Origin of the sequence: Paenibacillus rigui, assembly GCF_002234615.1 — a bacterium.
Lineage (GTDB): Bacteria > Bacillota > Bacilli > Paenibacillales > NBRC-103111 > Paenibacillus_S > Paenibacillus_S rigui.
On the sequence record NZ_NMQW01000003.1, the window covers coordinates 1 to 21,310 of the forward strand.

The following is a 21,310-nucleotide window of genomic DNA, read 5'->3' on the forward strand; positions in this document are numbered from 1 at the left end:
GGTTTAATTAAACCGGTTTAACGATGGTAGATTTGAAGTGAAAGGGGGAGGGATCATGGCTACCATTGATGATGTTGCCAAGCTCGCCGGGGTTTCTAAGGGCACTGTATCCAGCGTATTCAGCAAAAAGAGACCGATCAGCAAAGAAGTGACCGAGCGGGTGCTGGAGGTGGCCAAGGAGCTGGGATATTACCCGAATCATATCGCAAGAAGCCTGGCTATGAAGAAAACGATGATTGCCGGCTTGAAAATGCCGATTTCCAAGGATGGCATCATGTCGCAATTTGAGATTCAGATGATTAACGGGGTTATCAAGGAATGCTCGAAGCACGGGTACCGGGTGCTGTTGGATACGCTGCCCGAGCATGATGACCCGAACCAATTTTCAAGCGATCCTGTAGACGGCATGATCATGCTCAATCCGCGCAAGCACGATCCGAGAATTGCCAGATACGAACAGATGGGCATTCCGCTAGTTCTCGTAGGCCGACCGGATCCCATCGACGCGAAAGTGAGCTACGTGGATAACAATAACACCCAGCTGAGCTATGAAGTAGGGGATTACTTGCTTCGCAGCGGACATACATCGATTTTGTTTCTGAACGCATCGTCGGATATGACGGTGGCGTACGACCGCGAGAGCGGGCTGGCAGAGGCGTTCGAACGCCACGGCTTGTCGCTGCATAAGGAGTATGTCATTAATTATTCCCGCAGGCTGCACTCGAGCCCGACGGAATACGGCTACATATCGATTCACAATACATATCAGCGATTGGAGTATACGGCCGTTATTACCGATACCGATCGTGTAGCGCTTGGTGTGCTTAGAGCCGCAAGAGAGCTCGGGATCAAGGTGCCGGACACGCTGTCCGTCATTGCGCTGAGCAATGATACGAAGCTGGCGCAGGAGATGACGCCGAAGCTGACCTCCGTGGAGCTGTCAGCCGAGAAGCTGGGGGCGGAGGCTGCGCATTTGCTGGTAGAGAAGATGAGGGATCCTGCTGTAATGCGTCATCATATCGTTCAAGCGGAATTGGTATACCGCGAATCCTGCAAGCAGCTGCGGTAGCGCGCAGCCTGCTTCGGAGGCGTTATAAACCTATTTTTGGAAGCGCTTTATTAATATTTCGTAAATCCGGGAGGGAACGATGTATGAGAAAAGCAAACGTAGTCTGTACCATGGTGGCCTTCATTCTAGTCTGTAGTATCGCGGCCGGGTGCTCTGATAGCGGCAGTTCGGCCACCGCTCCGAATGGGTCCGGGCAGCCTCAAGGTCAGGAGAAGAAGGAAGAACGCACGCTGAAGATGATGTCGGGAGTTATCGGAGGCAAGACCCCGGAGGAAAATACACTTTTTGAAAAGGAGATTGAGCGCCTAACCGGTATCAAAGCGAAGCTGGATAAGCCGGCCTCGGATTATGACCAAAAGCTGCTGGCGGCTATCGCCTCCGGTGAAAAGTTCGACCTGCTTCAGGTGAGCAAGGAAAAGATGAACCTGTTCATCGAGCAAGGCGTATTGGCACCTTTGACAGATCAGGTGAAGGGCTCCAAGGTGCTGCAGGATCCGGACGTTCTGCCTCCCCAGGAGTGGGAGCAGGTCAAAACAAAGGACGGCAAAATTTATGGCGTGTTCACGAAATTTCAGGGCGGTACGATGCCCATCGTGCGCAACGACTGGCTGAAGAAGCTGAATTTGCAGGAGCCCAAAACGTTTGACGATTACTATAAAGTATTGAAGGCTTTTACGGAGCAGGATCCGGACGGAAACGGCAAGAAGGACACCTACGGTTTGAGTACGGCGGGCATGTATGAGCTTCAAGGCTTCTTCAGCGGAGCGGGCTTGAAGCAGCGTTACGTGGAGAAGGACGGCAAGCTGGATGTACCTTATTCGACGGATGCTGCAATACCGGTATATGAATGGTTGAACAAGCTGTACAAGGAAGGCATTCTCGATCCGAATTTTGCGACGAACGATACGGGGAAGATGCGTAATTTGTTCCTGACCGATCGTGTAGGGATGATTACTTATTGGGATGCGTGGGTCGGCATGCTGAACAATACGAGAAAGCAGCAGGATGCGAGCACGGTGTTCGAAGCGAAAGGACTGCCGGGAGTTGCAGGGCCTAACGGCAGCTACATGCTGCGTCGCGGCGATCCGGACGTATGGGTGATTCCGGTTAATGCAGAGCATCCCAAAACCGCATTTGAGTTTATTGAGTGGTGGCATTCCAAGGAAGGCATCGTCCTGGGAAGCATGGGGATTAAGGACAATGACTATACCGAGAACGGCGGTAAATATGAGCTGACCAAAACCGGTCAGGAGCATGCGATGGACCATGGCGTGCCGTTCTGGTACAACAAAAAGTTCCCGAACCCGTTCGGTTTGCTGCCCGGCGTCAAGGATGCCCAGGATTTGGTGCTGAAATATGCAACGCTGGAGCTGACGCCTCCCAAGTGGGCCGACGCTGAGAAAATCATTAACGAGTATTCGTTCAAAGCAATTCAAGGCCAAATGCCGGCAGCCGAGGCGGTTAAGAAAATGCGCGAGCAGCTCAAGGCGAATAAGCTGATCGACTAGATTTGGAAGGTTTACCGGAAGGGAGGGGCGGCAGCTCCAGCGGTGGCAGCCTGCCGGTTCTCCCGTTCCGCAACTATTGCAGGCAAGGGGGTGCATTCGTTTGAAGGCGGTATGGAAATTTAAAATGCTCTATCTCATGATGCTGCCCATCATGGCTTATTTTGCAATCTTCTCCTACTATCCTCTCGTTCGCGGCCTCACCATAAGCTTTCAGGAATTTCGGCTGATCGGCAACCGTCCCTTCATCGGGCTCCAAAATTACAGCACCGTTCTGAAGGACAGCTCCTTCTGGCATGTGCTGGAGAATACGCTCCTGTTGGGCGGAGGAACGTTAATTATTGGGTTTGTGATGCCGATTCTGCTGGCTTTGTCATTGAACGAGGTGTTCTCGACCTGGTTCAAAAAGGTGACCCAAATGGTCGTGTATTTGCCTCACTTATTCTCATGGGTCGTTGTCGGGGGCATGTGGATTCTTATGCTCTCGCCGGATACGGGGATTGTGAATCAAATCCTGAAGCTGCTGGGCGCAGCTAAGCCGATTGCGTTCATGTCCACGGAAAGCTATGCCCGCTGGGTCATGATTTTGACCTCGGTATGGAAGGAAATGGGCTTCACCTGCATTTTATATTTGGCTGCTATCGTCTCCATCAATCCGGCGTTATATGAAGCGGCGCGAATCGACGGTGCGAATCGCTGGCAGCTGGTACGCTTCGTGACGCTCCCTTCGCTCGTTACAACGATGAAGGTCGTTATCATGTTGAATGTGCTGGGAATTCTCCGCATGTTTGATCAAATATTCGTGATGCGCAACGGGGCCATCGCCAAATCGGTGGATGTGCTGATGATGTATACGTATCAAAAAGGAATTCTCGAGTTCAAGATCGGCCTGGCCACGGCCGCAGGATTTTTAGTGATATTGGCGACATTGATCATCACGTTTATTACCAGAGCCATCATTCGTTATGACGAGGGGTGAGAACAATTTTATGAGGATGAAAGCAACGAATCCGTACACCGGATGGGCAAGCCGCTCGTTCGACACGCTCAATATCGGATTGCTGCTGCTAACGGTAGCTACGATGATTATTCCTTTCCTGAATACGTTCGCGTTGGCTTTCTCTACCAACTTCGCATCCATGCAGCCGGGGATTGTGCTGTTCCCTAAAGAGTTCAGCATAGAGGGCTTTTCCACCGTATGGAACCGGATGCAGCTGTATGTTCCTTTTACGAATAATGTGATCGTTACGCTGGTGGGGACCGTCGGCCACGTGCTGCTGTGCTCAATGGCGGGCTATGTGCTCGTGCAGCAAGGCTTGCCGGGCAAAAAGTGGATGGTATCGCTCATCCTGCTCACCATGACCATACCGGGCGAAGCCATCATGATTCCATTGTATGTGGTCAACAAGGAGCTCGGCTTATTGAACACTTTGACCTCGCTTATTCTATCCGGGCTCGTATCCGGATTCAGCATATTGCTTATGCGCAACTTTTTTATGTCCGTTCCATCGGAGATGGGAGAATCGGCGCGGATCGATGGAGCGGGAGATTTCCGGATTTTCGTGACGATGTATTTGCCTCTGGCCAGCGCAGGGCTGGCTACGGTATCGCTGTTTGAATTCGTCAGCCGGTGGAATCAGTTTACTCCGGCCCTGCTGTATATTAACGACCATGCGAAGTACACGCTGCAAATTGCGCTGAAATCGCTCATAATCGACACGGACTCGACCTCAAGCAACTTCGTCATTACGACGAATGTACGCATGGCGGGTATCGTCATCGCTCTGATCCCTTTAATGATCATTTATCCTTATGTGCAAAAATATTTTGTTAAAGGCATTATGGTAGGCGCCAACAAGGAATAAGCGAACGATTCAATAAAAACGGAGCAGGGAGCGTGAATGAATTGAACACAGGCTTGCCGCATACTAGCGTTGCCGTTTTTACACGCCGCATCAGCCGTGAAGAGCAAAGCAGCTACATTGAAGTGCCGTTTGACATGCCGGAGCGGGTCGAGGAAATACAGGTGACGTACCGCGTTGAATCGTTCGGTGCTCCCGGGGCGGTGATCGATCTCGGCGTCAGGGACAGCCGCAGGGTCAGGGGCTGGAGCGGAGGGGCGCGAGCCGGATTTCGCATTGGAAGGGAAACAGCAACGCCGGGATATATTCCCGGCGACCTGGACCCAGGCAGTTGGGCAGTCCTGCATAATGCGTATAAAGTGCCGCAGGAGGGCTGCGAGGTGACGATAACGGTGGAGTTTCGCCACCTTGGCGGCCGTTGGCTCAGAGGGGATCTGCACACACACAGCGTGCACAGCGACGGGACGTATACGCTGGAGGAGAATGCGGCGATCATGGAGGAGCTCGGCTGTGATTTCATCGCGATGACGGATCATAACGCCGTCAGCCAGAATCTCGCTTATCCCCGAAATACGAAGGTTGTAATGATACCGGGCATGGAGTTTACGACCAACTTCGGGCACAGCAATTTACTGGGCGTGGCCGATCCGCTGGATGATTTTCGGGTTCGGCATCAGGCGGATGTGAACGAACGGCTCCGCATGGCAAGGGAGCGGGGAGCGAGGATCGTGCTGAACCACCCGCACTGTGATTATTGTCCGTGGGAATGGGACTTTGCCGTCGATCACGACTGGGTCGAGGTATGGAACGGGCCTTGGTCCGCCCGCAATGAACGGACGCTGCAATGGTGGCAGGAGCAGCTGGCAGGAGGCCGCCGCTTGGTGGCGATAGGCGGGAGCGATACGCATCGGCCGGACCCGATGGTCAAGCACGCGATGCCCTGTACTTGGGTTTATGCGGAGAGCAGGACTGCGGAAGGGATTTTGGATGGAATCGGCAAGGGTCACGTCGGTATCAGCTTTGCCCCGGAGGGCCCTTTCCTGGAGCTGACATGCGGGGAAGGAGCCTATCGAGCAGGGGATCTCGTTCCTGCCGGGCAATCGACCGGAGCTTTAAGAGTTGAAGCCGCCGGCTTGCTCCCGGGTGACCTGGTTCGTTGGATTAGTAACCAGGGGCTGGAAAAGGAGCTTTGCCTGGAGGGGGAAGGTGACTTGGAGCAGTCGCAAGCAGCTTTGCAGCTGCCCTCTGAGGCGTGGGAGGGGCGAAGCTTTTACCGGGTTGAGGTATGGCGTTCCTTCAAGGAAGCGGAGCGAGTGCTGCTGGCGGCATTGACGAATCCGATTTATAGGACGCTTGGCGCAGGAAGAGGGAACGAAGGAGATGGATGAATGAGACAGCCCCTGGAAAAAATTTATGTCGTGTTCAAAACTCATTTTGATATCGGCTTTACCGGTCTGGCGTCGGAGGTTGTGGAACGGTACCGCAAGGAGATGCTGAAGGATGTGATCGACATCTGCGATCAGACCTCAGGCCATGGGGAGCACGAGAAGTACGTATGGACGATGGCGGCTTGGCCGCTGCTCCAATCGCTGCAGGGCAGCGAGCCGCAGGATCAGCGCAAGGCGGATGAGCTGGTGAGGGACCGGCAACTGATCTGGCATAAGCTTCCCTATACGACGCATACGGAGTTTTGCGGGCTGGAGGAATGGATCCGGGGGATGTACGTCTCCCGGGGACTGACCGAACGGTTCGGCTATGACCCGAAGGATGCGAAGATGACGGATGTGCCCGGGCATACCTGGATGGTGCCGTCCCTGCTGAAGAAGGCGGGGGTGCACATCCTTCATCTGGGCTGCAACCCGGCCACGACGCCGCCCGATGTCCCGCCGGTATTTTATTGGGAAGGGCCGGACGGAGCCAGGCTGCTTACCCTTTACTCCAAGGGCGCGTACGGGACCGGCATTGTGCCGCCGGACGATTGGCCGCATCCCGTATGGCTTGCGATGATCCAGACGAGCGATAACCATGGTCCGCATGATGCTTCGGTTATTCAAGAGATGAAGGCCTCCATCGAGGAGGTCGGCCTGCAGGCAGAGCTGCATATTGGCAGCCTGGGAGACTTTGCAGCGGATTTCTTGTCGAGAAATCCGGAGCTTCCCGTCATCCGAGGAGATATGGCGGACTCCTGGATTCATGGCGTGGGTACCGCTCCGCGTGAGGTGTCCCGGGTGCGGGAGCTGCGGGGCCGTATCGTTGCGGCTGAAAGCGCGCTGGCGGTCAATCTTTTTACCGGGAGGCGGCAAGGGGGCCCGGCTGCAGGAGAGAAGGCAGCTGCGTCCAGGAGCAAGGCTTTTATCGACACGAGCTACGAGCAGACGCTGTTATTCGGCGAGCATACCTGGGGCCTGGATTGCAAAACGTTCCTCTTTCCTAGAACCTACGATAAGCCCTCCTTCCGCAAAGAGAAGCAGAGTGAGCGTTACCGGCTGATGGAGGCATCGTGGAGGGAGCAGGCCGGTTACCTCGATAAGGCGGAGTGGGCATTAGGCCAGGCGGTTGAAGCAATGTCCGGCTGCCTAACCTGCGGAGGGACCCCTAAGGATGGTGCCGGTGTGAAACAGCTGAGGGTCTATAACACGTTGGGGTGGAAGCGGGATGCTGAGGTTCGGATCGGGACAAGCCTTCTTCCCTCAGAGGATGAAGTGCTGATGGATGCCGCGACCGGGGAGGTGCTCGCCCTGAGGCCATGCGGGCAGGGAGCCATAGCGCATGTGAAGGCGCTGCCTGCGCTTGGGTTCAAGACGCTGGCGTATGCCAAGACAGGGCAGCGCTCTGGGGACGAGCCGGGGGCTGCCGGCACGGTGAGGGCCTACATGACCGATACCGAAGCGGTGTTGGAGAACCCCTTCCTGACCGTGAAGGTCAGCCGCTCGACCGGCTGGATAACCAGCCTGTGGGATAAGAGGCTGTGCAAGGAATGGGTCGATGCCCAGGCTGCATCGGGCTTTGGGCAGTACGAATATAACGTGTATTCAAACCGGGAGATTACCCGGTATTTAAAGAAATACGCCTACCGCTTTTATGACTGGGGCGTGCACGATTTTGGCAAAACAGACTATCCTGAGCACCAGCAGCGGCTGTCCTGCACCACGGAAAAGCTGAGTGACATTCGCATTGTGCAGGAGGGCCGGACGGCAAGCATTCATTGCTCGGCGTCTGTGCCGGACGTGTCCGTGAAGGAGTATGGCAACGCAAGGGAGGTGCGTTGGAGCGTTACTTTGACGGAAGCCTCGCCTTTTGTAGATATGGAATGGCGTTTGTCAGGCAAAGAAGAAACGCCGAAGGCTGAGTCGGGCCATATGATGTTCCCCTTCAAGCTGGACCGTCCGCAATTCCGGGTCCAAAAGCTGGGCGCCGTGCTGGACCCTTGTACCGATCTGATCCCTTCTTCCAGCACACTGGTTCATTGCTGCGAGCATTTCGTCGATGTGTCCAACGGTTTTGCCGGGATGGCGGTCATTCCGCTCGATTCCCCGCTTTTTTTCCTGGGGAGAAATGGTATGTGGGATTTTGAGCCGGATTACAAGCCGGTGCAGCCGGAAGTGAACTTTAACCTGTTTAACAATTGGTGGGGGACGAATTTCCCGCAGTGGGTCGGCGGCGACCTGAAGTATCGGTATAGACTTGTGCCGCATGAAGGGGATTGGCTGCAGGGCCAGGTATGGAAAACCGCTCAGGAGACGATGGCGCCCCCGATGGTGCTTCCTGCCTCGGGTTTGTTGGGGAGCGGTGCGATTGAAGCTCACGAAGCGTTGACAGAGCTGCTTCCCGGCGACCTGAATGGGCTGGCCGTCACCTGCTTTAAACCGGCTGAGGATGGAGAGGGCTTCATTCTGAGGCTGCGTGAGTGCCGGGGGCAAAGCCGCGAGCTGCAGCTTGTCCTTGCAGGCGGCGTTCGGCAGGTCACAATAACGGATTTGCTGGAGCGGGATTTGGAGGGGGTAGACTTGAATCGCTCAGGAGCGGGAGAGACGGGGACTGTCCGTATCCGCACCAAGCCGTTCGAGCTGCACACCCTGCGTCTTGTATAACCCAGCCTGAGGTTATCCCTCGATGGACGTGTAAAGGGGTTGTTGACCTGCAGGGATAGGCAAGGCTAGCGGTTCTTTGAAAAATGAATGCGAAATGAGAAGCGAAGGCAGGGGCATGTATGTGCATGCTATCTCTGTTCAACCGAGGATAAGTTAAGCGCTTAGGCGATGGCTTTGATTTTGTCCCATGGAGTCATCATAGTTTTTATCAGCCATGCATAGTCTAAATTACAATCGTAGATTAACCGCTTAACTGTTGCGCTCGGCTCCCTGCTTGAATCCCTAATCGGAAGGAGTGATTCCCTGATCATGTGGTACTTTAAAGCGCTTGGCAGACGCAAGATCATTGAATTTATTTTGCTCGTCGTCTTCGCTCTTTTCTTCATGGGTCCATTGATGAATCTGCTATTGTTAGCGTTTACAGGAAAGTGGCAGTACCCCGCCGCCCTGCCGCAATCCTGGTCCCTGGACTGGTGGCGGTTTGTTCTGGCCAAGGATGAGGTGGTGAAATCGATCGGGCTGTCTTTTTTAATTGCTGCGGTCGTCACCGTCCTGTCCATTCTGATCTGCATCCCTGCCGCCTATGCTTTCGCGCGAATCCGTTTTCCGCTCAGCCGAATGTTCCTGTTCTCCTTCCTGCTGACTCATGCGTTCCCGAAAATGGGACTCTACGTCTCCATCGCCGTTCTGTTCTATAAGCTGGGTTTGATGAACACGTTTGCCGGCGTAGTGCTCATTCATATCGTCAATACGCTGATGTTCATGACGTGGATTCCCTCATCCGCCTTCCGGAACGTGCATCAGGCGCAGGAGGAATCGGCCCGGGATGTCGGGGCGAGCCCGTTCCGGGTGTTCTGGCACATTACGTTTCCGATGGCGCTGCCCGGGATTACGGTTGCCTCGATCTTTACGTTTCTGAATTCGCTGGATGAAGCACAAGGGACGTATCTCGTCGGTATTCCCGATTTCCGCACGATGCCTGTCGTTATGTATTCCATCATTTCCGATTATCCGAGCACGGCCGGAGCAGTGTTCTCGATTATTTTGACGCTGCCGACGATTGTACTGCTGCTTGCGGCACAGCGGTTTGTGACAGCCGATGTGATGTCGAGCGGATTCCAAATGAAATGAAGGCGGTCTGCAGGCCATATTTTCGAAATTTTGTTAAAGGAGCCTAAGCTTATGAACCAGCTATCGATTCGAGGCTTAACCAAGCGCTATAAGACAGGGGAAGGGGTAACGGACATCAGCATCGATGTGAAGAAAGGGGAGCTGGTCACGCTCCTCGGCCCGTCCGGCTGCGGGAAAACGACGGTTCTCCGAAGCATCGGCGGCTTCCTCGAGCCGGATGCCGGCGATATTCTTATCGAGGGCAAGAGTGTGCTGAAGCTGCCACCGGAAAAAAGACCGACGGGTATGGTGTTCCAGGGCTATAATTTGTGGCCGCATATGAACGTCTACAACAATCTCGCCTTCGGTCTCAAGCTGCGCAAGAAGAGCAAAAGCGACATTGCCGCCGCCGTAAAGCGCGTGCTGGAGCTGGTCCGGCTGCCCGGTGCGGAGCAGAAATTCCCGGGGCAGCTGTCCGGCGGACAGCAGCAGCGGATCGCGGTGGCGCGGGCTTTTTTGCTGGAGCCGGCGGTGCTGCTGCTCGACGAGCCGTTCTCGGCGCTGGATGCGAAGCTTCGCCACGAGCTGCGGGAGGAGCTGCGGGATATTCAGGCCAGCACAGGGCTGACGATGGTTTTTGTGACGCACGATCAGGAGGAGGCACTCTCCATTTCCGATCATATCGTGGTGATGAACGGCGGGCATATCGAGCAGATTGCGACGCCTCAAGAAATTTATGACAATCCGAGCAGCTTATTCGTTGCCCAATTTATAGGCAAGATGAACTTTGTGAAAGGGGTGGCAGAGGGGAGGAAAGTGCGGATGGCCGGGCTGGAGTTCGACAATCCGAAGCAGCTTCAAGGTGAGGTGACGTTAGCTGTTCGTCCCGAGGATGTCAGCGTGATGCGTAATAGGGAATCAGGAGAAGGGATGGCAGGGACGATTCATCAGGTAATGATTTTGGGGCATTATGCGGAAATATCGCTCGAAACCGGGTGCGGCCCGTTGAAGGCCTTTTTGCCGAGAGATCAGGTCAGGGATTTGTATACAGGTCAGCAGGTTCAAGTATCGTGTGCCAAAGTGCTGTGTTATCCGTCCGCGTAAGCGCGGGCATTCACCATCCTAAGGAGGGGCATTCCATGTCTGTAAACCAATCGATTCGAAGAAAAAGGGTAAGCATCGTCTTAGCATCCGTACTCGCATTATCGGCATTGGCCGGCTGCAGCAGCTCGACGAAGCCGACAGCAGGCGGAGGAGCGGCCGCAGGCACAGGCAAGGATGAATTCTCGTTTTACTTCACAGGCTCCCTGAACGTCAAAGAGCTGTGGGAAACGCTCGTTCCGACGTTCGAGAAGAAGAATCCGAACATCAAGGTAAAGCTGGTCCATATCGAATCGGGGGCAGGCGGGCAATCCACGCTGGACCGGCTGATCGCCGCCAAGCAGGCCGGACAAAAGTCAGGCAATATCGATCTCTACGAAGCCGGCTTGAGCGACGTGACCAAAGGGATCAAGGAGGACCTATGGGGCGCCGTGGATACGCAGAAAATTCCGAATCTCGGCAAAGTCGACGAGGGCTTCCTGAAGGATTTGAAAAATAATGCCATTCCTTACCGGGCCTCTGCCGTCATCCTCGCTTACAACAGCGCGAAGGTGCAGACGCCTCCGAAGACGGCCAATGAGCTGTACGACTGGATTCGCAAGCATCCCGGACGGTTCGCCTACAACGATCCGTCCACCGGAGGCGCAGGCGACTCGTTCGTGCAGACGGCCATTTATAACTTTTTGCCGGCCGAGGCGATGCGCAACTCCGACCCGGGCATAATGAGCCAATGGGATAAAGGCTTTGCGCTGCTGAAGGAATTGAAGCCTTATATGTACCAGAAGGGCGTGTTCCCGAAGAAAAATCAAGGTACGCTCGACCTGTTGGCTAACGGGGAGGTCGACATGATTCCGGCTTGGTCGGACATGGCGCTCGAGCAGCTGAACAAGAAGCTTTTACCGGATACGGTCAAAATGACGCAAATCGATCCGGCCTTTACCGGCGGACCGACGTACTTGATGGTGCCGAAGCTGTCGGAGCACTCGGAGTCCATCAACAAGTTTCTGGACTTCGTACTGTCGCCTGAAGCGCAAACCGTCATCGTGAATAAAATGTTCGGCTACCCGGGGATCAAATGGTCGGAAATGCCGCAGGAGCTGAGGGATAAATTCAAGGATGTCGCCGGCGGCTACCGTCAGTTTAACCTGGGCGACCTGGGCAAGGAGATTCAGAAGCGCTGGCAGAGAGAAGTTGCGGGCGAATGACGAAGCGAACGAAGCAAAGTATATGGGGTCTGCTGCTGGTCCTTCCTTCCTTTCTGGTGCTGACCTTCGTCGTCATCGTCCCGATCGTGCTCGCGATAAACGAGAGCTTCCAGAACAGCGCCGGGGAGTACAGCCTGGAGCATTACATCTACCTATTTACGGATAAGGTCAGCGTTGGCAATATTGTATTTACGTTAAAAATAACGCTGACCTCCGTCGTGCTCGTCCTGCTGATCTCTTATATCATGGCCATTTATTTACGCTTCAGCAGCGGTCTTATCGTGAAGTGGATTCAAAAAATGTATATGATTCCGATGTTTATTCCATCCGTTATCGCCTCGTACGGCATGATTAACATGTACGGGAATCACGGATGGCTGTCCCGAATTTTGCTGTTGTTCGGGAGTGAGGCGCTGCCGAAGCTCATCTTCGATTACAAGGGCCTGATCCTGGCCAACCTGTGGTTCAACATTCCGTTCACGACCATGCTGCTCAGCTCTGCGCTCGCAGGCATTCCGAATGCGGTCATTGAGAGCGCCAAGGATGTAGGGGCAAGCCGTGTACAGCTGTTCTTGAAGTTTATCGTGCCGCTGTCGTACCGGACAATGCTCGTTGCCGTTACTTTTATTTTCATGGGAATAATCGGCGGGTTTACCGCACCTTATTTGATCGGGCCCAACTCCCCCCAGGTACTGGGGGTGGCGATGCAGCAAATTTTCTCGGTATACCAAGAGACGCAGCTGGCGAGCGCCAACGCAGTGTTCATGTTTGTGCTTTGCTCCTTTATGGGCTACTTCTATATTCGTACGATGATCAAAGACGATAAGTCACATTAAGGCGGATGCACCTTTCCCTGCGGGGGGAGGTGCATTTTAAGAGGAGGAAACAGGAATGAAACAGCAGATAGCCGTCTCGGGAGAGCTGGATTGGATGGAAATTCGTGAAGAACAGGATTTTGAGATGGAGTTCCATCTGGAGCAGGATGGGTATGTAGAGTTGGATTTGCTGGCGAAATCCGATAGTCATTGGACGCTGCCGGATTACGAATCGTCCGTTCTTCGCATCGAGGTTCAAGAAGAATATAACCAGGATTGTATCCTGTTTTATGGCAACAGGCCTCTGACCTATACCCGGCTGCTAGGCTTCATGAAGGCCGGGGCGTACAAGCTGCGTCTCGCCTTTAACGCGATTATCTCGTCGCCGGAGGTATGGAGGGCCTTCGTACAGGAGGTGAAGCTCCACGCGGTTACAGCGGAATCGGATTTATTTGTCATCTACAAGCATGTGCCGGTTTTGTATGGACGCAACTTGTACCATGACTACGATAATCGGTACACGGATACGCCGATGCTGATGTTTTATTGGACGGAGCCTGCAGGGAGCGGCAGGGCAATTGAATACCAGATCCTGTTCTCGCATGAGGATGAAGGCACGCCGACCCCGTTATTAATGAGCAAATGGGGGCGAACTACGGATATCGAATGGGTATACCGGGTTGTATTGGATGAAGCGGGAGAGGTGCGGGGCGCCACCTTTCAGGGGCCGGACCACAGGACAACGGATTATGAAGGCATATCTGCCCTGGGCGGTCATCCTGTGCTTCAAATTGCTACAGCCAACGGGATGGTGGATCAGACGGTCACTTCGTCGTACCGGTTTCTTTTTCCTCCAATCTATGAGTGGAGACCGGAGCGGGAGCCGAGGGAACGGGTCATGGACGCTTTTCCATTCACGTACCAGGTGACTGCCTGGGAGATGCTGCGGCAGTTTCCAATGGAGCGGCCCGTGCTGGCGAATTCATTCCAGTTGGGCGACTTGCGCAATTATTTGTACGTGCAGACGGCGAAAGTAACGGAAAATCCCCAGCTCAAGACTTCCATCGACATTCAGGTGAAAATAGCCGGGGTGAACGGATGGTTCTCGGGAAGCTTCGGCGACTTGAGGTACGGCAATTTTCGCTGCGCCTACGACGGGCCGTATTTCCAATTCTCGACGACCGTCAAACTGCCGGAGGGAACGGGAATCGCAGATATTGAAGAGGTGTGCGCCGTCTGGCTGCCGGGAGGGGAGAAGTCGGTGGAGGTGCCGGAGTTTAAAGGCTTTTTCCTGAATGAGGAGTATGAGCCCAACGTACCGATCCGCAGCTCGGTGAAGGTAATCGTTACGGAGGAGCAGCCGAGACAAACGTTATGGCGGAGGCTTCCCGCAGAGCAGAGAATGGGCGGGGATGCACAGTGACAGCGACGACATTACTGACTGCCGAAGGAACGGTTACGCCCAGCGGCTCCAAAAGCCATATTACGTATACGCTGCACCTTCATCAGGATTGCCATGACCTGCATGTGGAATTCGAGTATGCGCCGAAGAAGCTGGAGGATGAAGCGGAATCCAAGCGGCTGATTGAGGCGGGGCTTCACCAATTTAATGCAGGCGATAACGTCCGGGCGTATACCGATAATTGGAAAGCTTATCTCCCTTTGCAAAATTTGCTGACGATTTCTTTGGATGACGAAACCGGGTTTCGCGGTGCGGCCCACCGGCACGATCCGGTGCAGCATCTGGTTGCGGGTCCGGACAACGCGTCCCCGGGGCTGATTCCCGGCAGCTTTCCGCGCGGTCAGCTGCGTATTACGATCAGCCTTCACTGCATCGTCACGGCTCAGTGCCGTTACAAGCTGCATGTATGGGAAGGGGGAAGTACCTCATGAAGCGCGAGGATCGGGCAAGCATGGCGGGTGGAAGCGCAGGTGCAGAGGACATGGAGAGTGGAGCAAGTGTAACAGAGATTGTGCGTGCGGTTAGTGGAGGGGGGCTCTACTCCCCGGAACCGGACCGGCCGCTGCAATGGCTGCCGTACGAGCTGCACTGCCATACCTTTCACAGCGACGGCAAGCAATCGCTTGCCGAGCTTGCCTCGGCAGCCAAGGCGTTGGGACTGTCGGGTGCTGCCTTGACGGATCACAATACGATGACCGGGCTCGCCGGCAGGGAAACGGTGTTCCGGGAAACCGGAGTGCATATCATTCCAGGCCTGGAATGGACGACCTTTTTTGGACATATGCTTACGTTAGGGATTCGGGAATATGTGGATTGGCGCGGCTTAAGCCCGTTTCATATTCATCGGGGCATCGACGGCGTTCATCAACAGGGCGGGGTCGTCGGAGTCGCACATCCGTTCAGAGTCGGCAGTCCGATGTGTACAGGGTGTTTCTGGGAATTTGAAGTGACCGATTGGAGCCAAGTCGACTATATTGAAGTATGGTCCGGATTGTTCCCCTCCATTCGCAGAAATAATGGCAGGGCTTTTGCGTGGTGGACGGAGCTGCTGAACCGAGGCTATCGGATCGCGGCAACGTCAGGCAGAGATTGGCATGAAAGCACCGAGCCGTTAACCGAGCCTGTGGCGGCGACCTTTCTCGGAATGGATGGCGATGCTGCCGACGGCAAGGCCATCGAGGCTATCCAGCGGGGGACAATAGCCGTTTCCATGGGACCTCGGCCGGATTTGTTTGTGCACGACCCGGCGAATGGAAGCCTATGGGGAATCGGGGACACGGCGGTCCTGAGCCGGGGCAGCCAAGGGAATGTCCAAGTGATCGTTGGTACCGATTTCAAAGCAAGGGAAGGACATTGGGAGCTGGCCGGATCAACCTTAAAGCTGCGGCTCGTCAGCAATAAGGGAGAGCTTGCCGAGCTGCAGGTGACGAGAGAACAGCCTCAAGCCAGCGTGACGCTGTCTCTCGCCGGTGTGATATGGCTTCGTGCGGAGCTCATCGGGGTATTTTGCGGAGCGCATACGATGATCGGCTTTACGAATGCGATTTTTGTGGAGGAAGTGGATTAGGATGATACAGGCGGCAGGCATATGGCATATATCACATGGGGATTTACTGCTACGCTTATTATTGGCTGTCGTCTTGGGCGGCATGGTAGGGATGGAAAGAGAATGGCATCATCATGCAGCCGGGTTCCGGACGCATATTTTGGTATGTCTCGGGTCCGCGACGATCATGCTGCTGTCCATCTATGGTTTCTCGGATTTCGTAGCGGAGCCTAATGTGCGCATCGATCCGGCGCGTCTGGCTGCACAGGTCATCAGCGGCATCGGCTTTCTCGGAGCGGGCGCAATTCTGCGCAACGGCTCGATCATCAGCGGCCTGACCACGGCAGCTTCCGTATGGGTCGTGGCGGCTATCGGGTTATGCGTGGGAGCGGGGTTTCTGTATGCGGCATTTTTCTCGACAGGGATGGTGCTGATCAGCCTGTTTGTGCTGAATAAGTGGGAAAAGCAGCTGATGCGGCACCGGCGCCAGCATGAATTAACGATCATGACCAAGGATGTTCCCGGCGTGCTTGGCAAAATCGCTTCGGCCTTCGGCGAACAGGGCATTGCGATCGATCATGTCAAAATGATTTCGGAGGACCCGGCTTCGCTGGAGGAAGACGAGATCCCGACGATGAAGCTGTCCCTGAGTCTCAAAGTAAGCAATCAAGATAAGCTGCTTGCGGCGATGGAGCAAATTCATGCGTATGAATTTGTGAAGTGGGTCCAGTCCGAAGGCAAGCCGCTGTATTCGACATCCGTGGGAATCAGCAAGGAGTCTTGAGCCGGGCTTGGAGCTTCAGTTTTTTCGGCGGAAATCAAGGAGCACCGCAGTCAACGTGACGGGGGCACAAGTTCGAGGTATACTATACGTTATACAAAGCCATGAACGAAGTTCTGAGCATGTTGAGATCGGCGGAGTCAAGGCTCACCGTTTACTTTTTATTAAAGCGAGGGTGCAGGAATGCGGAAGTCTTTTGTCATTGAAGCGGTCATGATTGCAGTCTATGGAGAACTGCTTGCTCCAAGCCAGGCGGTTGATTATTTGGTACCCTATTCTACGATCAGGGAACTGTACGAGCTGAAGGAAAGCCAAGAGGCGATTATGCCCGACGCTCACGATGAAAAGCATGTGAGGGCCAAAATCGAGGAGCTGATCGAGCTGCTGGAGCAGCCGTTTTACCGCAAGCAGCTGGAAAGGGCATTGACGGTCCCTTGGGCCAAGGCGCCTCTGCTGCTGAGCGATAGCGTCACCTTTACGGTCGTTTCTTCTTACGAGAACGAGGAGTACGGGGAAGGCTTCGATCCGATTGAGACGGAGCTCATTTTGACCTCGATTCGGGAAAAGGCCCCGCTGCTGACGGACCAGCCGGACTTTATCGAGAAGGTGATTGAGGGCGAAATCCCGGTTCAGGTGTACGATCTGGATGATTTTGAATTTGCGGTCGAGGATGAAATGATCTGAAATCACGTGCTGCTGGTCCTGGCGGCGCCGTGATTTTTTTGTGGATAGGAAAGTATAAGTTTCACAACTTTCGTCTACCTTGACAACCGCATGCCATCCTGAAAGATGGCGAAGCCGGTTATCCTTGGCTGCGTCTTCATATCTTGGACGGACAGCCCTATCTAAGCTTGCCAGCGTTTCTTCAGCCACAACCGGTATACGAGGTAGACGATGCCCAGGAATAGAGCATACACCCCGATCGAAAGCAGGAGGCGGTCCGTGCCGGCAAACAGCTGGCTCCCGATAAAAGCAAACAGGAGCATGGCGGGAATTTTACCCAAGGCGGACGCCACGGCGAAAGTAACTACCGGGATCGAGGTCAACGCCGGGTATACATTGACAACGGCTTGAGGGATAACCGGGATGAGCCGGGCGAACAAAATCGTAAGAAACGGATTTTTCTCGATGGCTGCTCGGAGCCGTTCCAGCTGCTTGTATTTGGACAAGTAGGCTCTGCCCTGCTGCTGAAGCAAATACCTGGCCAGCAAAAAGGCGATCACCGAGGCGACGGAAGCCGCGGACCAGCTGATAAAGGCTCCCATCAAGGGGCCGTACTTGAAGCCGAACAGTCCGATAATGATTTTATACGGCAGCACCGGTACGAGGATAAAGCCTAAGGCTGCCGCGAAAACCAAGGCGAGCGGGGCTTCCCCGTACTGGATCCAATGCAGTATTTCATCCTTGTACAGGTACAAAAAAACGATCATGAGGAGATAGACTCCGGCTGCAATCCATTTATTCATTTCCGTTCTCCTTCGGCATGCTTGTCCTTCCAGTGTACTCTTTTTCGATAAAAAAAGCTCGTTTCTCCCCCCATTTAGGCAAGAGCCATGCGGGGGGAGAAATGAGCTTTATTCATTTTCAAGGGCTAAATAAAATGAAGCCCGTTCAAGTAAGGCAGCGGAATCGGCAGCAGCCCGGGAACGGTCTGGCTGTGCGGCGATTCCGGATCGAAGAGCAGGGAGATCAGCTCGCCTGGGGCCAGGCTGACCGGCGTGCTGCCCGGAAGCGCGAGCTCATACGAGCCGTCCTCCAGGGCGGCTATTGCGGGCTGGGGAGCGCCGCTCGCCGCCCAGTATGGGGCGGCCTGCTCGGCCAGGCGCGCTGCGTTCACGAGGTAGACGGTGCCTCCGTTGCCCGAGCTCTCCGCAGGGACCTCGGCTGCCCGCAGGAGCTGAGCGAGCTCGCGATCCTGCCAACCGACGGCAACCTCCAGCCGCGGGAGGCTGAACCGCTCCACCGCGTCGCCGAGCAGCGCGGCGACGGCTTCCGGCGCGCCGGCCCATTCGATGGCCTGCGCGGGCGACTTGCCGGGATAGCGGCCGGGTGCCGCAATCACGGCAAAAGCATCAACGCCGCCTGGCTCCTGCGCGGCGACGAGCGTTTGATGCGCCAGCTTCGCGCAGCTGGCGTAGGCTTCCGCACCGAGCAGGCTGAGCAGCTCGGTGAGGCTTTGCGCGTACGCGACGCTGCGCGCGGACGCGGCTTCCTGCACGGCGAAGGCATCCGCCGGCGTGTAAGGGCGAAGCCGCCGCTCGGCTGCAGCGGCGTTCCGGGCGGCGCCTGCCAAGCGTGCGGCGCCGGCGGCATCGAGCGCGAACCGCTCGGAGCGGCCGAACGGGTAGCAGTGCACCCGTGTGTACAGCGAGCGGTCGCCCGAGATGAACAGCAGCGAGGCGCCGGCTTCCTCCGCGTGCTGCTTGCACAGATCGAGCAGGCGGCCGGCGAGGCCTTGGCCGCGGTAATCCGGATGGGTGCAGACGGCGCCCATCGAGAACACCTTCAGCCGGGCCGGGCCGACCTGCAGGATGAACGGCACCAGCCCCATAAAGGACACGAGGCGGTCTTCGACGAAGGCGCCGTACGAATGGCTCTGCCCCGGGGAGAAGATGGCGGGGAACGCCGTCCCCATAGACGATTGTTCCTCATCGCGGAAGATCGAATCGGCCAAAGCCGCCGCTTGCTTTAACTCGTGAGTATGTACTAAACGCAGGGTGACCATGCAACAAACGCCTCCTTTGAATTAAGCGAAATCAACCACAAACCTAGATGAATCGGATCATTTCAAGAAACAGGGGAAAGCGATGATGCGCCTCGCAGTCAGGCTTCTTTTCCTGAGTACCTGCTTACAGGCGACTATGACAAGATACTAACACACCCTTTTGCAATGTTAAACCCAAAAACAAAAAAGTGTGCTAGTATACAATCATTGCGGGTCTTTTGTACGAAAGGACATGAAAAAGCGGGGAAGAGGAACGAGGATGAGACGTTGGTTTGGCAAATCTTTAAAGCGGAAGCTGTCTTTGCTGCTGCTGGTGGCTATCGTGCTGCCGCTCCTGCTGACCGGGATGGTTTCGTATCAAATTGCGTCAGCCATTACCGGAGATAAGGCCAAGCAGTCGGGCATGAACACGCTTAGACAGATCGCAGGCAAGCTGGAATTCATTGTGCAGGACGTGGAGAATATGTCGATCTTTCTCATCGGACAGCGGGACATCCAGGCTTATCTGGACAGTGAGCAGGACGATGCCGTCCGCTATACGATGAACGTCGGTTTTTTGACGAATCTCGCTTTTTCCAAAAAATATATATCCAACATCAATATTACGCTGGCCAGCGGGAGGCCTCCTCTGAACACGACGACCGTGCTTCGCTCCGGTCTGCCCGACGTGCTGAAGCAGCATGAGCAGGAATACCGCGGCAGCATCAAATGGTGGTCCCCGGTGTATGAGAACCGGACGACGGAGGGGGTCAAAACCGTTTTTTCTCTGGTCAGGCCTGTTCGCAATTATAATAATTTTGCGGAGCTCGGCACCTTGTCGGTCAGCATCGACGAAGAAGAGATCGCCCGTTATTTGGCGGAGTCGGGGTGGGAGGAGAGCGGCTTTGTGCTCCTGCTGGATCAGAACAATCATGTGTTGACCAGTGTGGACCCGAAGTGGCTGAACCGTCCGGTCACCGACATGATTCCGAATATGCCGTCGATGGGGGAAGAGAGCGGCGTATTGAACGAAGGCGAGGGCAAGGAGCAGCGCACCATTTTGTACTATACGCTCCCCGATCGGGGCTGGAAGCTGGTAGGGGTGATTCCCACACAGATTTACAAAAAGCAAAACAGCTACGTGCTCATGGTTACCGCTGTTGCGGTCGGGTTGGAGCTGCTGATAGCAAGCGCGCTGGTAGTCTATTTCGTGCAGTGGGTAACGCGTCCGTTAACCCGGCTGACACAGAACATGAAGGATATGAACCCGGATGAGCCGATCCCGACCTTCGAGCTGAGAAGCACGGATGAGGTCGGCCTGCTGGTCCGGAGCTATAACAAGTTCAGCGACCGGATTCAACGGCTGAAGGAGCAGGTGCAGCGAAACGAAGCCATGAAAAAGGAAGCGGATATTTTGGCGCTCCAGGCGCAAATCAATCCCCATTTTTTATACAATACGTTGTCCTCGATTCACTGGACCGCCCTGATGAACAAGGATCCGGAAACAGCGGAAATGGTCGGGGCGCTCAGCGACTTTTTGCGGTTCAGTCTGAACAAGGGAGAGGAATTTTGCCCGGTGCAGCAGGAGGTGACGCACGCGCAAAATTATGCATACATTCAAGCGATTCGTTTTGAGGGTCAATTTCAGATCGAGTTTTTTATCGATCCGGCCCTGCTGCCGCTTCCGATGCTGAAGCTTCTGCTCCAGCCTCTGATTGAGAACAGCCTGATTCACGGAATCCAGAAAAAGGCGGAGCCCGGCAGCATCTACGTCCATGGCGAGCTAATAGGCACGCAGATGAGGCTCATTGTTGAAGATACCGGATTGGGTATGGAGCCGGCCAAGCTGAGTGAGATCCGCAGGCAGCTTTTTGCAGCGGGGGAAGGCGAGCCGGTACAGCCTTCCATCAGCTATGGATTGCGTAATGTGCATCAGCGGCTGCTGCTGCATTACGGACCCGATGCGGGCCTGGTTATTGAGAGTGAGCCGGGTAAGGGAACGAAGGTTTCCTTTACGATTCCTGTGCTCGAGACGGATGGACAATGAGCGCAGTGGGCA

At 55.0% G+C, this 21,310-nt stretch carries 18 protein-coding genes; 16 read left to right on the forward strand and 2 right to left on the reverse strand.

What is annotated here, in order from left to right; translation table 11 throughout:
- The first annotated feature begins 55 nt into the window (after positions 1-55).
- The 15 genes from CF651_RS03830 (at position 56) to CF651_RS03900 (ending at position 17,231) form a co-directional block, all read left to right on the forward strand.
- A complete protein-coding gene (locus tag CF651_RS03830; RefSeq protein ID WP_094013540.1) occupies positions 56-1,069 on the forward strand; it encodes a LacI family DNA-binding transcriptional regulator in 1,014 nt (337 codons plus the stop codon).
- 83 nt (positions 1,070-1,152) lie between these two features.
- Positions 1,153-2,577, forward strand: coding sequence for an extracellular solute-binding protein (locus tag CF651_RS03835; RefSeq protein WP_094013541.1), 1,425 nt, complete (start codon positions 1,153-1,155; stop codon positions 2,575-2,577).
- Positions 2,578-2,677: 100 nt separating this feature from the next.
- Positions 2,678-3,553: an ABC transporter permease subunit gene (locus CF651_RS03840; protein ID WP_094013542.1), complete on the forward strand. Its 876-nt coding sequence runs from the start codon at positions 2,678-2,680 to the stop codon at positions 3,551-3,553.
- A gap of 10 nt (positions 3,554-3,563) precedes the next feature.
- Complete coding sequence (locus tag CF651_RS03845; protein WP_245855680.1) at positions 3,564-4,439, forward strand: carbohydrate ABC transporter permease; 876 nt, start codon at positions 3,564-3,566, stop codon at positions 4,437-4,439.
- 32 nt (positions 4,440-4,471) lie between these two features.
- Positions 4,472-5,824, forward strand: a complete 1,353-nt coding sequence (locus CF651_RS03850) for a CehA/McbA family metallohydrolase (RefSeq protein ID WP_245855681.1) — start codon at positions 4,472-4,474, stop codon at positions 5,822-5,824.
- A complete protein-coding gene (locus CF651_RS03855; RefSeq protein ID WP_094013543.1) occupies positions 5,825-8,527 on the forward strand; it encodes a DUF5054 domain-containing protein in 2,703 nt (900 codons plus the stop codon). It begins immediately after the preceding gene.
- A 309-nt stretch (positions 8,528-8,836) separates the two neighbouring features.
- A complete protein-coding gene (locus CF651_RS03860; protein ID WP_425436195.1) occupies positions 8,837-9,658 on the forward strand; it encodes an ABC transporter permease in 822 nt (273 codons plus the stop codon).
- Between the two features lie 51 nt (positions 9,659-9,709).
- On the forward strand, positions 9,710-10,741 hold the full coding sequence (locus CF651_RS03865) for an ABC transporter ATP-binding protein (protein ID WP_094013545.1): 1,032 nt from the start codon (positions 9,710-9,712) through the stop codon (positions 10,739-10,741).
- A 35-nt stretch (positions 10,742-10,776) separates the two neighbouring features.
- On the forward strand, positions 10,777-11,943 hold the full coding sequence (locus CF651_RS03870; RefSeq protein ID WP_094013546.1) for an extracellular solute-binding protein: 1,167 nt from the start codon (positions 10,777-10,779) through the stop codon (positions 11,941-11,943).
- Positions 11,940-12,779 carry an ABC transporter permease gene (locus CF651_RS03875; protein WP_094013547.1) on the forward strand — a complete coding sequence of 280 codons (840 nt, stop codon included), beginning with the start codon at positions 11,940-11,942 and terminating at the stop codon, positions 12,777-12,779. The genes CF651_RS03870 and CF651_RS03875 overlap by 4 nt, the downstream gene beginning before the upstream one ends.
- A 55-nt stretch (positions 12,780-12,834) precedes the next feature.
- The gene (locus CF651_RS03880) at positions 12,835-14,181 is read left to right on the forward strand and encodes a hypothetical protein (protein WP_094013548.1); all 1,347 of its coding nucleotides are present in this window, start codon (positions 12,835-12,837) and stop codon (positions 14,179-14,181) included.
- Positions 14,178-14,651 (forward strand): hypothetical protein, encoded by a 474-nt coding sequence (locus CF651_RS03885; protein ID WP_094013549.1) that lies wholly within the window; start codon positions 14,178-14,180, stop codon positions 14,649-14,651. The genes CF651_RS03880 and CF651_RS03885 overlap by 4 nt, the downstream gene beginning before the upstream one ends.
- Positions 14,648-15,787: a CehA/McbA family metallohydrolase gene (locus CF651_RS03890; protein ID WP_245855682.1), complete on the forward strand. Its 1,140-nt coding sequence runs from the start codon at positions 14,648-14,650 to the stop codon at positions 15,785-15,787. Before CF651_RS03885 ends, CF651_RS03890 begins: the two co-directional genes overlap by 4 nt.
- Position 15,788: 1 nt before the next feature.
- Positions 15,789-16,550: an MgtC/SapB family protein gene (locus tag CF651_RS03895; protein ID WP_094013550.1), complete on the forward strand. Its 762-nt coding sequence runs from the start codon at positions 15,789-15,791 to the stop codon at positions 16,548-16,550.
- Positions 16,551-16,730: 180 nt separating this feature from the next.
- Positions 16,731-17,231: an ADP-heptose synthase gene (locus tag CF651_RS03900; protein ID WP_094013551.1), complete on the forward strand. Its 501-nt coding sequence runs from the start codon at positions 16,731-16,733 to the stop codon at positions 17,229-17,231.
- A gap of 161 nt (positions 17,232-17,392) precedes the next feature.
- Here the strand turns inward: CF651_RS03900 and CF651_RS03905 are convergent, their stop codons facing one another.
- Both CF651_RS03905 and CF651_RS03910 read right to left on the reverse strand, forming a co-directional pair.
- Positions 17,393-18,013, reverse strand: coding sequence for a TVP38/TMEM64 family protein (locus tag CF651_RS03905; RefSeq protein ID WP_094013552.1), 621 nt, complete (start codon positions 18,011-18,013; stop codon positions 17,393-17,395).
- Between the two features lie 125 nt (positions 18,014-18,138).
- Positions 18,139-19,272, reverse strand: a complete 1,134-nt coding sequence (locus tag CF651_RS03910; RefSeq protein ID WP_094013553.1) for a GNAT family N-acetyltransferase — start codon at positions 19,270-19,272, stop codon at positions 18,139-18,141.
- A gap of 259 nt (positions 19,273-19,531) precedes the next feature.
- Here CF651_RS03910 and CF651_RS03915 point away from each other — a divergent pair, with 259 nt between their 5' ends.
- Positions 19,532-21,298, forward strand: a complete 1,767-nt coding sequence (locus tag CF651_RS03915; RefSeq protein ID WP_094013554.1) for a cache domain-containing sensor histidine kinase — start codon at positions 19,532-19,534, stop codon at positions 21,296-21,298.
- Positions 21,299-21,310 lie beyond the last annotated feature (12 nt).